The 13,825-nt window shown below is 71.5% G+C and carries 14 protein-coding genes; 9 read left to right on the forward strand and 5 right to left on the reverse strand.

From position 1 onward, the window contains the following. Positions 1–62: 62 nt before the first annotated feature. From DW307_RS03170 to DW307_RS03190, 5 genes are all read left to right on the forward strand, one after another. Complete coding sequence (locus DW307_RS03170) at positions 63–731, forward strand: M15 family metallopeptidase (protein WP_136023912.1); 669 nt, start codon at positions 63–65, stop codon at positions 729–731. Further along, complete coding sequence (gene alr, locus DW307_RS03175; protein WP_136023913.1) at positions 728–1,852, forward strand: alanine racemase; 1,125 nt, start codon at positions 728–730, stop codon at positions 1,850–1,852. Before DW307_RS03170 ends, alr begins: the two co-directional genes overlap by 4 nt. Continuing rightward, positions 1,849–2,799: a D-alanine--D-alanine ligase family protein gene (locus DW307_RS03180; protein WP_136023914.1), complete on the forward strand. Its 951-nt coding sequence runs from the start codon at positions 1,849–1,851 to the stop codon at positions 2,797–2,799. Before alr ends, DW307_RS03180 begins: the two co-directional genes overlap by 4 nt. Then, positions 2,796–3,854 carry an acyltransferase family protein gene (locus DW307_RS03185; RefSeq protein WP_168440975.1) on the forward strand — a complete coding sequence of 353 codons (1,059 nt, stop codon included), beginning with the start codon at positions 2,796–2,798 and terminating at the stop codon, positions 3,852–3,854. Before DW307_RS03180 ends, DW307_RS03185 begins: the two co-directional genes overlap by 4 nt. A gap of 75 nt (positions 3,855–3,929) precedes the next feature. Beyond that, a complete protein-coding gene (locus DW307_RS03190; RefSeq protein WP_029260102.1) occupies positions 3,930–4,319 on the forward strand; it encodes a VOC family protein in 390 nt (129 codons plus the stop codon). A gap of 67 nt (positions 4,320–4,386) precedes the next feature. Here the strand turns inward: DW307_RS03190 and DW307_RS03195 are convergent, their stop codons facing one another. Genes DW307_RS03195 through DW307_RS03215 form a run of 5 tightly spaced genes read right to left on the reverse strand, consistent with a single transcriptional unit; the run spans position 4,387 to position 10,347 of the window. Continuing rightward, positions 4,387–5,403, reverse strand: coding sequence for an ABC transporter substrate-binding protein (locus DW307_RS03195; protein ID WP_136023916.1), 1,017 nt, complete (start codon positions 5,401–5,403; stop codon positions 4,387–4,389). Between the two features lie 54 nt (positions 5,404–5,457). Next, positions 5,458–6,237 (reverse strand): ABC transporter ATP-binding protein, encoded by a 780-nt coding sequence (locus tag DW307_RS03200; protein ID WP_136023917.1) that lies wholly within the window; start codon positions 6,235–6,237, stop codon positions 5,458–5,460. After that, positions 6,234–7,382, reverse strand: a complete 1,149-nt coding sequence (locus DW307_RS03205; protein ID WP_205810321.1) for a FecCD family ABC transporter permease — start codon at positions 7,380–7,382, stop codon at positions 6,234–6,236. Before DW307_RS03205 ends, DW307_RS03200 begins: the two co-directional genes overlap by 4 nt. Further along, the gene (locus DW307_RS03210) at positions 7,379–9,145 is read right to left on the reverse strand and encodes a prolyl oligopeptidase family serine peptidase (RefSeq protein WP_136023918.1); all 1,767 of its coding nucleotides are present in this window, start codon (positions 9,143–9,145) and stop codon (positions 7,379–7,381) included. The genes DW307_RS03205 and DW307_RS03210 overlap by 4 nt, the downstream gene beginning before the upstream one ends. Beyond that, complete coding sequence (locus DW307_RS03215) at positions 9,142–10,347, reverse strand: hypothetical protein (protein ID WP_136023919.1); 1,206 nt, start codon at positions 10,345–10,347, stop codon at positions 9,142–9,144. Before DW307_RS03215 ends, DW307_RS03210 begins: the two co-directional genes overlap by 4 nt. Positions 10,348–10,462: 115 nt before the next feature. Here DW307_RS03215 and amiA point away from each other — a divergent pair, with 115 nt between their 5' ends. The 4 genes from amiA (at position 10,463) to DW307_RS03230 (ending at position 13,821) form a co-directional block, all read left to right on the forward strand. Further along, positions 10,463–10,561, forward strand: a complete 99-nt coding sequence (amiA, locus tag DW307_RS18240) for a streptamidine family RiPP (protein ID WP_017831216.1) — start codon at positions 10,463–10,465, stop codon at positions 10,559–10,561. Between the two features lie 85 nt (positions 10,562–10,646). Then, a complete protein-coding gene (locus tag DW307_RS03220) occupies positions 10,647–11,447 on the forward strand; it encodes a hypothetical protein (protein ID WP_136023920.1) in 801 nt (266 codons plus the stop codon). Next, entirely contained in the window at positions 11,444–12,421 is a 978-nt protein-coding gene (locus DW307_RS03225; protein ID WP_136023921.1) for a CocE/NonD family hydrolase, read from the forward strand. The genes DW307_RS03220 and DW307_RS03225 overlap by 4 nt, the downstream gene beginning before the upstream one ends. Beyond that, positions 12,418–13,821, forward strand: coding sequence for a YcaO-like family protein (locus DW307_RS03230; RefSeq protein ID WP_136023922.1), 1,404 nt, complete (start codon positions 12,418–12,420; stop codon positions 13,819–13,821). Before DW307_RS03225 ends, DW307_RS03230 begins: the two co-directional genes overlap by 4 nt. The last annotated feature ends 4 nt before the right edge of the window (positions 13,822–13,825 follow it).

The raw sequence follows: 13,825 nt of genomic DNA on the forward strand, positions 1-13,825 counted from the left end.
TATCGGCAGCATATGCAAAAGCGCATACGCCCCGGCAACCGGCCCCCTTCTTCACTGGGAGCATGAACACCCGCACCATCCCCCATCCACCGCGAGTGCGTCGCCGTCGCCGTGTCGTCGTCACGCTGATCGCGATCGCTGCGGCCGTGATCCTCGCGTTCGCGGTGCAGCAGTCGCTGTCCGCGGCATTCGCCGATGCGGCGCACACGATCCCCTCGCCTGCCCCGACGCCCGTTCCGACCGGGGGATCCGCCGGCTCGGTGGTCGCCCCGACCGAGGCCGACGGTGTGATCGTCGACGATGACAAGCCCACGGTCTTCGAGGTCGACAGGGTCGCCGTCGGCAACCTCGACCCCGCTCTGCTCGCGGCGCTGCAGCGCGCCGCTTCCGACGCCGAGGCCGACGGGGTGACCATCCGTGTGAACAGCGGATGGCGTTCTCCCGCGTTGCAGGAGTGGATGCTGCAGGATGCCATCGTTCAGTACGGATCCGAAGAAGAGGCGCGCCGCTGGGTGGCCACCCCCGAGACCTCGGAGCACGTGACGGGCGATGCGGTCGATCTCGGACCGTGGGCGGCGCTCGACTGGCTCGCCCAGCGCGGATCGCGATACGGCCTCTGCCAGATCTACGCGAACGAGTCGTGGCACTACGAGCTGCGCCCCGACGCCGTCGACGACGGATGCCCCGAGATGCTCGCCGACCCGACCGCCGACCCGAGGACGAAGCGATGACCACCCTTCTCGCCACCGAGCGCACCACGTACTCGCGTCTGCACGCGCCGACGCTCCACACCCTTCCCGGTGCCGTCGCCGAGAACCTGCGCCGTGTGCAGGCCGTGACCGCCGTGCCGATCATGGCCGTGGTGAAGGCCGACGGCTATGGGCACGGGGCCGTCGTCGTGGCCAGGGCCGCGGTCGCCGCCGGAGCCGGATGGCTGGGGGTGACCGATGTCGCCGAGGCGGTCGCGCTCCGCGATGCCGGGCTCGATGTGCCGATCCTCTCCTGGTTGAACCCGTCAGGTGTCGACGCGGACGTCGCCGCGGAGCACCGCATCGACATCGCCGTCGGTTCGGTCGAAGAGCTGCGCCAACTGATCGCCGATGCCGGGGATCCGGTACGCGTGCACCTGCATCTCGACACCGGCATGGCGCGGGGAGGGTGCCCTCTCGACGACTGGTCCGAGCTGTTCCGGCTGGCGCGTACCGGGCGGGGCAGGGTCGAGATCACGGGGGTCATGGGGCATCTGCCGCGCGCCGATGAGGCCGACCCGGCGGCGAACGCGGCAGCGGTGCTCCGGATGCGACAGGGGCGCGACGCCGTGCTGCGCGCAGGACTCGGCCCCGTGCTCGTGCATCTCGCCGCGACGTCCGGAGCGCTGACCGACCCGGCGACCCATTTCGGCATGGTGCGGATCGGGGCGGGACTCGTCGGCATCGACCCGTCGGAGACGACCGCGCTGGTGGGGGCCGCGCGCTGGACGGCACCGGTCGTGCACAGCGTGCGCGTGCCGGAAGGAACCGCGGTCGGTTACGGAGGCGGGGCGGTGACCGATCGGGAGACGCACCTGGCCGTCGTCGGCGTCGGGTACGCCGACGGCATCCCGCGGGAACGGGAAGCGGGCGCCGGCGTGGAGATCGACGGGGTGAGGTATCCGCTCGTCGGGAGGGTGTCCATGGATCAGATCGTGATCGACACCGGCGCCGTGCGGTTCCCCCGGGGCACGATCGCAACCGTGTTCGGACCCGAAGGGGGAGCCGTGCCGTCGGTGCAGGAGTGGGCGCGGTGGGCGGGAACCATCCCGCACACGATCGTCACCGGAATCGGGCCGCGAGTGCAGAGGAGTGTCGCATGACGACGAAGGTGCTGGTCATCGGCGGGGGACAGAACGCCGAGCACGAGGTGTCGCTGGCATCGGCAGCCGCGGTCGCCGCCGCCCTCCGGATGGGCGATCACGAGGTCACGTGCGTGACGATCGACCGTGACGGGATCTGGCGCGTCGAGGGCCGCCCGCACGGGAGCTCGGCCGCCGAGTCGCTCGCCCTCGCCCTTCCGCTGCTCACGCGGACCGACGTGGTCTTTCCCGCGGTGCACGGTGCCCCGGGCGAGGATGGTGCCCTCGCGGCGCTGTGCGCGCTCGCCGGCGTGCGTGTGGTCGGCTCGGGCCTGCGCGCCGGAGCCATCGGCATGGACAAGTGGACGACGAAGCTGGTGGCTGATGCCGTCGGTCTGGGCACTGCACGCGGTCGCCTGGTCTCGGCCGACGACATCGGCGACGTGGAGTTCGAGGGCGAGGTCGTGGTGAAGCCGGTGTCGTCCGGATCCAGCCACGGTGTGGGTCTCGTGACGCGGGAGGAGGATCTGCTCGTCGCGCTGCACGAGGCCGCGCGCTTCGACCGCCGGATCCTGGTCGAAGAGGTCGTGCGGGGGCGTGAGATCGACGTGGCGGTGCTGCGTGAGAAGGGCGGCATCCGCTGGGCCGCTCCGCCCCTCGAGATCCACGCGACGGGATTGTTCGACACGGCCACCAAGTACGACGGCAGCGCGCGGTTCACGGTTCCGGCGCAGCTCGACGCCGGTGAGGTGTCGGCGCTCAAGCGGGCGGCGATCGCCGTGTTCGATGCCCTCGGATGCGAGGGCGTGGCGAGGATGGACTTCTTCCTGACCGACCGCGGTCCGGTGCTGAACGAGGTCAACACGATGCCGGGGCTGACCGCGGCATCGCAGGTGCCGCGGATGTTCGCCGCGGCGGGAGTGACATACGTCGACCTGGTGGCGCGGCTCGTGCGCGCGGCGTCGTGACGGCGGCTCCCGCGCCACGCGTCGGATGGCCCGATGTCGCGAAGGGCATCTGCATCATCCTGGTGGTGCTCTGGCACGTCGTGACCAAGCACGCGATCGAGGCCCCGGGTGCGGGGCCGGTCACCGACGCCTGGGCGACGCTGAACGCCCAGCTGCTGCCGTTGCGGATACCGCTGTTCTTCCTGGTCTCCGGGATGTTCGCCGCACGCGCGGTGCTCGTCGACGACGGCAGTTCCTGGCGGCGGCGCGCGGCACGGCTGACGATGCTCTACATCGTCTGGGTCGTCATCCAGACGTTCGTGCTCGCTCTGGCTCCCGACTTCGACACGGCTCGGGCGACCAGCGGGTGGGAGCTGCTCGCGCAGCTGACCATCAGCCCGACGAACCTCTGGTATCTGCTCGCGCTCGCGGTGTACCTGGCGATCGGTCGACTGAGTCGCCGCATCCCGGCGGTCGTGGTGCTGCCGGTCGCCTTCGTGATCGCGGCGGTCGCCGGGGCCGGGGTCATCCCCGACCTCGGCAACCTGTGGCAGCTGGTGCAGAACCTGTTCTTCTTCCTCATGGGGCTGCGGCTGCGCGCGGTCGTCGAACGGTTCGCGAAGAGCGTCAGGGTGTGGAGCACCGTCGCGCTCGCCGCCGTGTACGTCGCGGCGCTGGCCGTCGTGGCGGGCCTGGCCATCCGCCTGCTGCCGGGCGTGTGGCCCGCGCTCGCCCTGATCGCGGTGGCGTTCGGGGTGTCGCTCAGCGTGCTCCTGGACCGCCACGTCGACGTGGTCGCGCGGCCCCTGCGCTGGATCGGACAGCGCACCTTGCCGACCTACGTGCTGCACATGATGCCCCTCGCCCTCATCGATGCGGTCCTGCGCTCGACGCGCGGGCGGACGACGGACGTGGTCGAGGCCGTCGCCCCCATCCTTCTCACCGCGATCGTGATCGGGATCTGCCTGGGTGTGCATGCGCTGCTCGTGCGCTTCGGGCTCGGGGCGCTGTTCGATCCGCTGCGGGTGACCGACCGCTTCACGGCACGGCTGGTGCCTCGCGGGGGAGAGGGATGACGCCGATGAAGGGGCTCGATGAGGGCGTTCGAGGAAGGCCTCGACAATCGGCGGAGGACGGCGGATGCTGGGATCATGGCGGCCTTCACAGCGGACAACGCATTCAGCGGATTCAGCGTCGACGACATCGACGCGGCGGAGGAGTTCTACGGCACGGCGCTCGGGCTCGACGTCGAGCGCAATGCGATGGGTTTCCTCGACCTGCGGCTGCCGAGCGGCGGATCGATCCTCGTCTACTCGAAGCCGAACCACACCCCGGCGAGCTTCACGATCCTGAACTTCCCGGTGGCCGATGTCGACGCCGCCGTGGATGAGCTCATCGCCCGGGGCGTGCAGACCAAGATCTACAGCGACGAGGAATTCCCGTCCGACGAACGCGGCATCGTGCGCGGCAACGGTCGGGGTCCGGACATCGCGTGGTTCCGCGATCCCGCGGGCAACGTGCTCGCGGTGATGCAGGCCTGACAGCGAGACCGGAGGGTCTGCGCCCCGGAGACCGAGGTCCCCGGGGCGCAGTGCCGACCGACGCGGCTCAGCCGAAGACGGCGTCGGGGTAGAGGCCCTCGGCGATCAGCCGGACCGCCGAGACGTTGCCGAGCGTGCCGGGGAACAGATCGGTCGAGGGCACCGCGATCAGGCGGCCGTCGCGCACGGCGGGCATGTCGGGGAAGGTCGCTGCGAGGTAGGAGCGGACCGCCGCCTCGTGAGCGGGGTCGGACACCGCGAAGACGAGCGCGTCGGGTGCTTCGGCGGCGAGGGATTCCGGGGTGATCTCGGCGGCGAAGAAGTCGGCGAACGCGGGGTCTTCCGGCGTGAAGACGTTGTCGGCACCGGCGCGCTGCAGGATGTCGTACTCGATGCCGGCGCCGATGGCGGTGAGGGTGGTCCCCTCGATGAAGACCTGCGCGACGCGGGGGCGATCCTGTCCCTCGATCGCGGTGTCCACGGTGGCGAGCTCGGCCTGCGACGACGCGATCAGGTCGTCCGCCTCGTCTTCCACGTGGAAGATCGCGCCGAGGTTCTCGAGGTCGGTGAAGAGGTCGTCGACCGTGCCCTCCATGCGGCGGTCGAAGCAGCCGCCGGTCGCGGTATACGCGGCGACCCCGGCATCCGCCAGCTGCTCGACGCTGGCGAATCCCTGCTCGGCAGTGAACTCGTACGTCGTGGGCGAGTAGACGAAGTCGGGTTCGACGGCGAGGAGCTCTTCTCGGCTCGGAGGGGCGTCACCGCCGATGACCGGCACCTCGGCGGCGAGGTCCGCGACGTCGGACGGCAGCTTCTGGGTCGTGGCCTGGGCCTGGCCGACGAGCGCATCGGCGAGGCCGAGACGCAGCAGCAGCTCGGTCTGCGACGGGTGCAGCCCGACGACGGCGGTGGGCGTGGACGGGATCTCGACCGTGCGGCCGCAGTTCTCGATCGTCACCGCCTCACCGGAGGCGGCGGGTGCCGTTCCGTTCGAGACCCCACCCCCGCATGCGGTGAGGGCGATCGCGCCCAGGCCGACGGTGACGGCGGCCAGCAGACGGGTGGTTCGGGTACGGGGTGTCATTCGTGTTCTCCTTCGTTGGTGTGGGGTGGGGGTATGAGTTCGGATGCCGGGGGATCAGCGGCCGGCGGGCTCTCGGGGATGGAAGGTCATCGCGCGTGCCCCGGTGTCGACCTCGACGGCGATGCGGGCGGTGACGTGGAAGACCTCATCGACGAGCGCCGGGGTGAGCACCGTGTCGGGCGGACCGAAGGCCACGAGTCGGCCCTCGTCGAGCACGGCGACCTCGTCGCAGAACGCCGCGGCGATGTTGAGGTCGTGCAGGGCCGCGATCACGGTCGTGCCGAGTCCGCTCACGACGCGCATCAGGTCGAGCTGGTGCGCGATGTCGAGGTGGTTGGTCGGTTCGTCCAGCACGAGGATCTCGCCGCTCTGCGCGAGAGCGCGGGCGAGCATCACCCGCTGGCGCTGACCGCCCGAGAGCGAACGGACCAGGCGGTCGCCGAGGTCGTGCACGTCGGCGGTGCGCAGAGCCTCGTCCACGATGCGCTGATCCTCCGCGGTGTCCCGGCTGAAGGGCGGACGATGCGGCGAACGGCCCACGAGCACGGTCTCTCGCACGGTCAGGTCGAACTCGGAAGGGGAGTCCTGCAGCATGACCGACACCGTGCGGGCGAGGGCGCGCGGGGCCAGCTGCGACACGTCGGCGCCGTCGATCAGGACGCGCCCGGTGTGCGGACGCTGACCCGTGAAGAGCGCGCGCAGGAGCGTGGACTTGCCGCTGCCATTGGGGCCGAGCAGTCCCACGATGCGCCCGGTGCCGACCTCGAGGTCGATGCCGTGCAGCACGGTGCGACCGCCGCGTGCGACGCTCACGCCGTCGAACAGCACGCTCATCGGTCGAACCCCGCGCGCTCGCCGCCACTGCGCATCAACCACAGGAAGAAGGGAGCACCGACGAACGCGGTGAGGATTCCGAGGGGGATCTCGGTCGGCATCGCGACCGTACGGGCCAGCAGGTCGGCGACCATGAGGAACAGCGCGCCGCCGAGGACCGTGATCGGCAGCATCCGACGATGATCCGACCCGACCAGGAGTCTCGCCATGTGCGGCACGACGAGGCCGACGAAGCCGATGCCGCCGCTCACGGCCACGATCGCACCGGTCAGGAGCGAGGCGAGCACGAGCAGCAGCCCACGCAGCCGGGTCGTTCGTACGCCGACCGCCATCGCGGACTCGTCACCGGCGAGCAGCGCGTTCATCGACCGCGAGAGCCCGAAGACCGCGATGCAGGCGACGGCGAGTGCGACCGCGGGGATCAGCAGCGACGACATGTCGGCGGCCGACACGCTGCCGAGCAGGAAGAACATCACGCTGACGACGTTCTGGGCATCGGTGGTGAGCGTGAGGTAGCTGGTCACCGCGCTCAACAGAGCGCCCAGTGCGACGCCGGCGAGGATCATGCGGGTCGGAGACAGCTCTCCGCGGATGCGCGCGAGCATGGCCACGAGGATGCAGGCGACCATCGCGCCCACGAACGCCGCCCCGCTCATCGTGAGCCCGAGGAACGTGGCGCCTCCCGACACGATCACCAGCACGGCGCCGACACTCGCGCCGGAGGAGACGCCGAGGATGTACGGCTCGGCGAGCGGGTTGCGCACGACCGCCTGCATCATCGCCCCGGCGAGGGCGAGACCTGCGCCCGAGAGCGCGGCGAGGAGCGACCGCGGCACCCGGAACTGCCACACGGCCTGATCCTGCAACGGCGTGAGGGTGCCGTCGGACATCCAGGGCATGCCGGGGGCCAGATGGCCGATCACGATCTTCGCGGCATCGAGGGGCGAGACCGTGACGGGTCCGGTGGCGGCCGAGAGCACGAGGACGAGCACAGCGAGCACCGTGATCGTCGTCACGGTCGGGCCGACGGGCAGCATCCGCCGGAAGCCGACGCGGCCGCCGGCGCGCCGACGAAGGCGCGGGATGCGTCGAACGGGGGTGCGCCGTGTGTCCGTCCCGGTGAGGGCTCCGGTGGATTCGCTCATCGGGCGCGTCCCATCGTGGATTCGGTCGTGGATTCGGTCGTGAGTTCGGCCGCGAAGTCCAGCACGGTGAGTCCCAGCTCGTGCAGCGCGGCGGACTCGTTCGCACCGTGTCCTGCCCCCGAAGCCGTCCAGAGCCGGGCGGACCCGCCGGCTCGTCGCAGCGCCTCGACCATCCGGTGCGTGTCGCGAGCGCGCACTCGGGTGTCCTCACCGAGTACGACGCCGAGATAGGAGGGGATCCGGGCACCGGCCGGAAGGGCTTCGGCCTGCGCCAGCGGAGACAGGGCCCGGAGGTGAGCGCGCGATTCGCGGGTGCCGTCATCGCCGAACTCCGCTCGCCAGCGTGCACCGAGCGGATGATCGTCCAGGTGGAGCAGATCGAGGGGAGCGGCGGTGGTGACGAATCCCGCGCACAGATCCGGGTGCGCGATCGCACACCCGGCTGCGACGACCCCGCCCAGAGAGGCCCCGGCGAGGACGAGGAGGTCGGGTCGCGTGATCCCGGCCTCGATGAGTCCGCGCGCGATGTCGGCGAGGTCGGCGATCGTGCGGTGCTTGCTCCTGCCGCGGCCCCCCTCGCGCCACGCAGCTCCGCGCTCGCCACCACCGCGGAGCTGCGCGACGGCGTACGCTCCACCGCATTCGACCCAGGCGGGCACGGTCGGCTCGAAGAGCGGAAGGTGCGGCACGCCGAACCCGCCGTAGCAGGTCAGGATCAGCGGCAGCGGGCCCTCCGTTCCCGGGGGAGAGGTCACGTGGACGGTCAGGATCACGCCGTCGTCGGCGCGGATGTCGTGGCGGACGGTCGTGCCGAGGGGCCGCACGGCAGCGGCCGGCACCACCACGGTCCCCCGGCGCTCGCGCTGCAGGAGGCGAGGGGGAGTGAGCGGGCCCTCGACGCCGAGACGCAGCACGCCGTCGTCGACGCCGATCATCGTGGTGGTGAGCGCATCGGAGGGGCTCGACGCGGCCTCGATGCGCGCGACCTCGACACCGTCGACCAGGTCGATGAGCACGCTGCGCCCGTCGGCGACGGCGAGGACGACGACGCGGTCATCATGCACCGCGACATCGACGATCAGCGCGTCGGGATCGTGCCAGCGCCAGAGTGCATCGTCTTTTCCGGCATCGTCTTTTCCGGCACCGACGTTCGGCACGGCATCGAGCCCGCGGTCGTGCCACACCAGCACGCCGGTGCCGAGAGGGGAGGCCCGCAGGAGCGCCGGCCAGCGACCCAGCGATGCTCCGGTGCCCCGGTCGGTCAGCGTCGTGCCTCGCGAACCCGAGCTGAGGGCGCGCAGGCCGCTCTCCCCGCCGGGGAACAGTCGCAGTCGTGCATCGGCCTCGAGGGCGGCCGCCCGCTGCTCGCCGGTCTGCAGGTCCAGGGTCACGAGCATCCGGTCGCGGCTCGCGACGACGTCGAGGCTGCGCGAGTCGGGTGCCCAGAGCACGGTGTCGTAGCGCAGACGGATGTCGGGGTGCAGCTGCAGGGTGCCTCCGTGGGCATCGACGATGCCGAGGACGGCGTTCTCGTCGGCGGTGGGCGCCCACTCGACGGCGATGCGCCGACGGTCGGGCGACGGGAAGATCCGATGGAGGTGCCCGTCGGGCTCGATCACGGTCGTGCCGTCGAGGCGGTGGATACCGCGACGAGAGCGACCGTCGGCCCGACCCAGGATGAAGCCCCCGACGGGAAGACCCGGTCGACCGTGACGTTCCGCACGTGCGAGGGCGTCGTCGAGCACGGATCGGCGAGCGCTCATCGGCCGACCAGATCGTCGACGCGGTGGTCGGCACCGGCCCACAGCAGGTGCCCGCCCTCGTCGAGTGGGGTGGGGAGCTCGATGGTCGAGATGCCGCTGTCGTCGACGAGGTGGATCGTGCCGTCTCCGCCGCTGGTGACGGCGATCGTTCCGGTGCCGGGGTCGATCGCGATGGACCGGCGCTGTGCGGGGCGGCCGTCGACGCCGTCCCACGGCAGTCGTCCTGCGCGGGGCGGGTGCGTCATCGCCGGGATCGGGGTGATCCGCGCGATGCGCGCGTCCTCCCGATCGATCACGATCACGACATCCTCGTCGGGATGGATGACGGAGACGGCTGCGACGCCTGTGGCGAGGGCGAAACGGAAGGCGAGCCCCGGCGGCAGCGGCACGGTGCGGGAGGCTCCCGACGCGAGGTCGATATCGACGAAGGTGTTGGTCCACTCCGGCCACGATCCGGGAGAGGCCGGTCCTCCGCGGACGATGCCGGTGGCGCGCCCGGTGTCGCCCGCGAGGCGCAGGTAGTACGCGCGTCCTGCGACGGGCCACGGGACGATGCCGATGGCGCGGGGAACTCCACCGTCGACGATGAAGCGCTCCAGACCGCGGCTCGTCGCGATGCCGATGATGCCGGAAGCGGGGTCCACCACGTCGCCGTGTCCGTCTGCAGCGAGGTCGTCGATGACGTGCCCGCGCAGGACCGGTGCGTGCGCTCCGACCTCGAGCGCCGCCGCGAGGGGCAGCGCCTCGACGGCTCCGGGTTCGCGATGGCGGAGCACGATCATCGGCTCTCCCGTGGCCTGATCCGGGGCGACCACGACGCCGGGCTCGCCGGTGCGCACGCGGAAGCGCACGGAGGAGTCGGTCGCGAGATCGACGACGGACACCAGGTCGGTCCAGGCTTCCTCGTTCATGCCCAGACCGGAGGTGACGACCACGTGGCGTCCGCTCGGATCGCAGGCCAGATGCTCCGCCGGGATGGCGATCGGGACGCGTCGTACGGAGTCCGCGTCTCCGATGACCAGCGCACCGCCGCGGTCGTCCGCGAACGCCCAGCGGCCGGATGATCCGGCGGGAAGCCGCAGGAAGCCCGCATGCTCGGCGAGCCAGCTGTCGGCGACGGCGACACGCCGGGAACCGTCATGAATCTCGTAGACGACTCCGGCCCGGTGATCAGCGGCGAGGAGGGGGATGGAGGAGGACATGTCAGCGATCCTAGTAGATATTGAGAATCATTATCATTTAGGGTCGTCAGTGTTCACTCACCGTGGACACCGCCCCGCACCCCGCGAGGCGGACACCTCACAGAAGGAGCACGAAATGGAAAAGCAGATCCTCGCCGAGATCGAAGAGTCCGAGCAGCTGGCGCACCTGTCGGCATCGCACTCGAACGCCCTGGTCGAGAACCCGTTCGACTGATCGCGGATCCTTCCGTCGCGCTTTCGAGCGCACTCCCGTCCGGCCGGGCGTTCGCGCCCGGCCGGGCCCATCACCGAGAGACACCATGACTTCCGAACCCCGCATCCTGCCGCTCCCCGACACCGGGGCGCATCTCGTCATCGGTGCCGACGGCCGCCCCCGGATCCGTCTGCGCACCGGACGACTCGTCCTGGTCGACGCACCGGCCGCCGCTCTGGTCGAGGCCCTCGAGAGCGGGGCCCACGGAGAGCGCTCGACCGCACTCGACCGGCTGACGCTCGAGGTGCAGGAACGCGAGTCCGCCGATGCCCTTCACCGCTGGCCGCAGGAGCGCCGCGACGTCTGCCTCCTCGGAACGGGCCCGCTCGTGCACGACCTCGAGCGCGTGCTCGCCGCCTGGGGCGCCCGGGTCGCCGTCCTGGATCCGGAGGCGGCACCGTCCGAGCACGCCGCGCTCGTGGTCGCCTATGCCGAGGACGCCTCCGGCCGCCGCCGCTGGGCAGAGCTCGATCGGCTTCCGGAGCGGGGCACCGCATGGCTCCGCGTGCACCGGGAGGGCGAGGTCGTGCTGATCGATCCGCTCGCCGTCGACCCCGGCGACCCCACCTCCGTGCAGGTGGCCGCGCGACGGGTGGCCGCGAGCAGCGCGCCCGCCTCGACCGAGGCCTGGCAGCGGGCGCGTCCGCTCACCCCTGGCGCGCTCGACGACGCGACCAGAGCGCTCGTGCTCGCCCGACTGCTGCACACCATCCTCGCCTGGGCGCAGGAGGACGCAGAGCTCGACCGGCTGCGGACGACGCTCTGGAAGGTCGTTCCCGCAACCGGTTCCGTGAGCGCGCACACGGTGCTGCCCTTCCCCGCGGCCCCGCGCCGGGTGATCCGATGACGCCGCCGCGCGACGCCCGCCCTCATGCCGTGCTCGCGGAAGACGGCGCCCTGCTGCGCGGCTGGGTCTGGGAACCCGCGGAACCTCGCGGCGTCGTGCTCATCCGTACGCCATACGGCGCCTGGCGACACGGCGACACCGCACGCGCCTGGGTCGGGCGGGGCTACCGCTGCGTGATCCATGACGTGCGCGGACGCCACTCCTCCGACGGTGAATGGCGCCCCTACCTCGCGGAACGCAGCGACGGGCGCGCGGTGGTCGAGCAGGTCAGGGCCGAGAGCCCCGGGCTCCCGCTCGTGCTGTCCGGCGGCTCGTATGCCGCGCACACCGCACTCGAAGCGGCCAGGGCCGTCGTCGTCGAGGCCCTGGTGCTCCAGGTGCCGGCGCTCGGGCTCGCCGAGACCGCGTGGGACGAGAACGGGCGTCCCCAGCTGCGCGACCGGATCGGGTGGTGGCACCAGCACGGCCGCGGCCCGCGTTCTCTGGCGCCGCTGTCGGACGAGCAGCTCTCGGCCCGTGTCCGGCGGGCATCCGACGTGGGCGTGCATCGGGCCGCCGACGAGTGGGGGTGGTCTTCCGAGGTCCTGTCCGGATGGCGACGCCTCTGGTCTGCTCCGGCCGTCGACCTGGACCGTGCCTACGGGGCGCTCCTGGCACCGCTGCTGCTCATCCGCGGCGATCACGACTTCTTCTTCATGCATGCCGGTCGGCTCGCGGCCGCCTGGCAGGGCCCCGTCCACCTGGTCGACGGTCCGTGGGGACACCGACTGGCCGCGGACATCGACGACGACGATGTCCGCTCCCGGCTGCGCAGTGCGGGCGGCATCGGCGGCGTACTCGACTCCTGGCTCGCCGAGACCGGACTGCCGACCACGGCATCCGCGCTCCCCGCACCGGCGTCGGCGCGAAGCCGCCGGACCAGATCCGCCTTCGAACCCGAGACCGGCCGCTGGCGGTACGAGAGGACAGCATGAGCGTGCACGACAACCTTCACCGCCGCACAGCGCGGGCGACGCTGTCGGCCGAGGCGCTGGTCGACGCCGAAGCCGGCATCATCCGCTCGGTGCGGGAGGTGCCGCATCCGATCGGCGCCCCAGACCCGTACCTGGCCTTGACGGCATCCGTGGCCGACGCCCGGATCCTCGGCGAGTGGCCCGCCGATCGGGTCTCGCTCGGCACATCGTTCGGCGACCCCGCTCAGGCGCGCATCGCCGCGATCGGCGAGGGCGTGGAGCGGTACTGCGGCAACTGGCTGCCCGATGAGCTTCCTCACGACGAGCTCCGTGTCAGCTCGGCGGATGACCTGCGTGCGGAGGGGGAGAGCGTCGTCGCCGAGTCCGATCTGCCCCGCTTCGCGGACTGGCAGCTCGCACGCCCCGGCTTCGCGTACCAGCGTCTGCTCCCCTCCACACCGACGCTCTGGGCACGCTGCGACGAGATCGACGGTGGCTCGGTGTGGGTGCCGGACTCTCTCGTGCACCTGAACTGGCGGCAGTCCCGGTTCCGCGCGCTGCCGCGGACACACCATCTGAACTACGCCGGCATCGCGACCGGCGCAGGGTTCGACGACGCCCGCGACCGCGGGGTGATCGAGGTCATCGAGCGGGATGCGCTCGAGGTGTGGTGGCACCTGGACGGACCGACGTTCGGCATCGATCCGGCCACGGTCCCCGGCCTGCTCGACGATCTTCAGGGGAGCAGCCTGCGGGTGTGGCTGGTGGCGATGCCCTCGGAGTTCGCTCCCGCGATCGGCGCGCTCGTGCACGACGAGGAGCGCGGGCTCTACGCTGCAGGCTTCTCGGCCTCGCTCGACCCGGCGCGGGCCGCGCGGAAGGCCGTGCTCGAAGCGGTGCACACCTGGATCTACACGCAGGGATGCACGACGGACGACGGATGGGTGTTCCGCGCGGTCGCTGCGGGACTGATGGCGAAGGGCCTCACCCTCGACTTCCGTCCGCACGCCGACTACCTCGCCGCGGCCGGGCCGCAGTTCGAGAACGTGATCGACCTCGGCGCGCACGTGCAGGTGTGGCTCGACCCGAGCGTGCACGACGAGGCCCGGCGGTTCCAGTCGCCCGCGCAGGGCGTGTGTCCGCTGAGTGCGGTGGACCCGGTCACGATCGACGAGGTGTACGGGCGTCTGCGCGATCGCGGTCACCGCGTCCTGACCCGCGACCTCACGACCTCCGACGTGCGACGCACCGACCTGCGCGTGGTGCGTTCGATCGTGACCGGACTCGTGCCCAACGCCCCGGCGGCGTTCTCGTACCTCGGAATGCCACGGTTCCGCGAGGCGGCCGAGGAGCGCGGCTGGCGCACCACCTGGACCGGCGGCCCGGAGGACTTCACGCTCCTCCCGGCTCCGCACATGTGAGGGG

It is taken from the genome of Microbacterium sp. K27, from assembly GCF_004794435.1.
Classification (GTDB): domain Bacteria; phylum Actinomycetota; class Actinomycetes; order Actinomycetales; family Microbacteriaceae; genus Microbacterium; species Microbacterium maritypicum_A.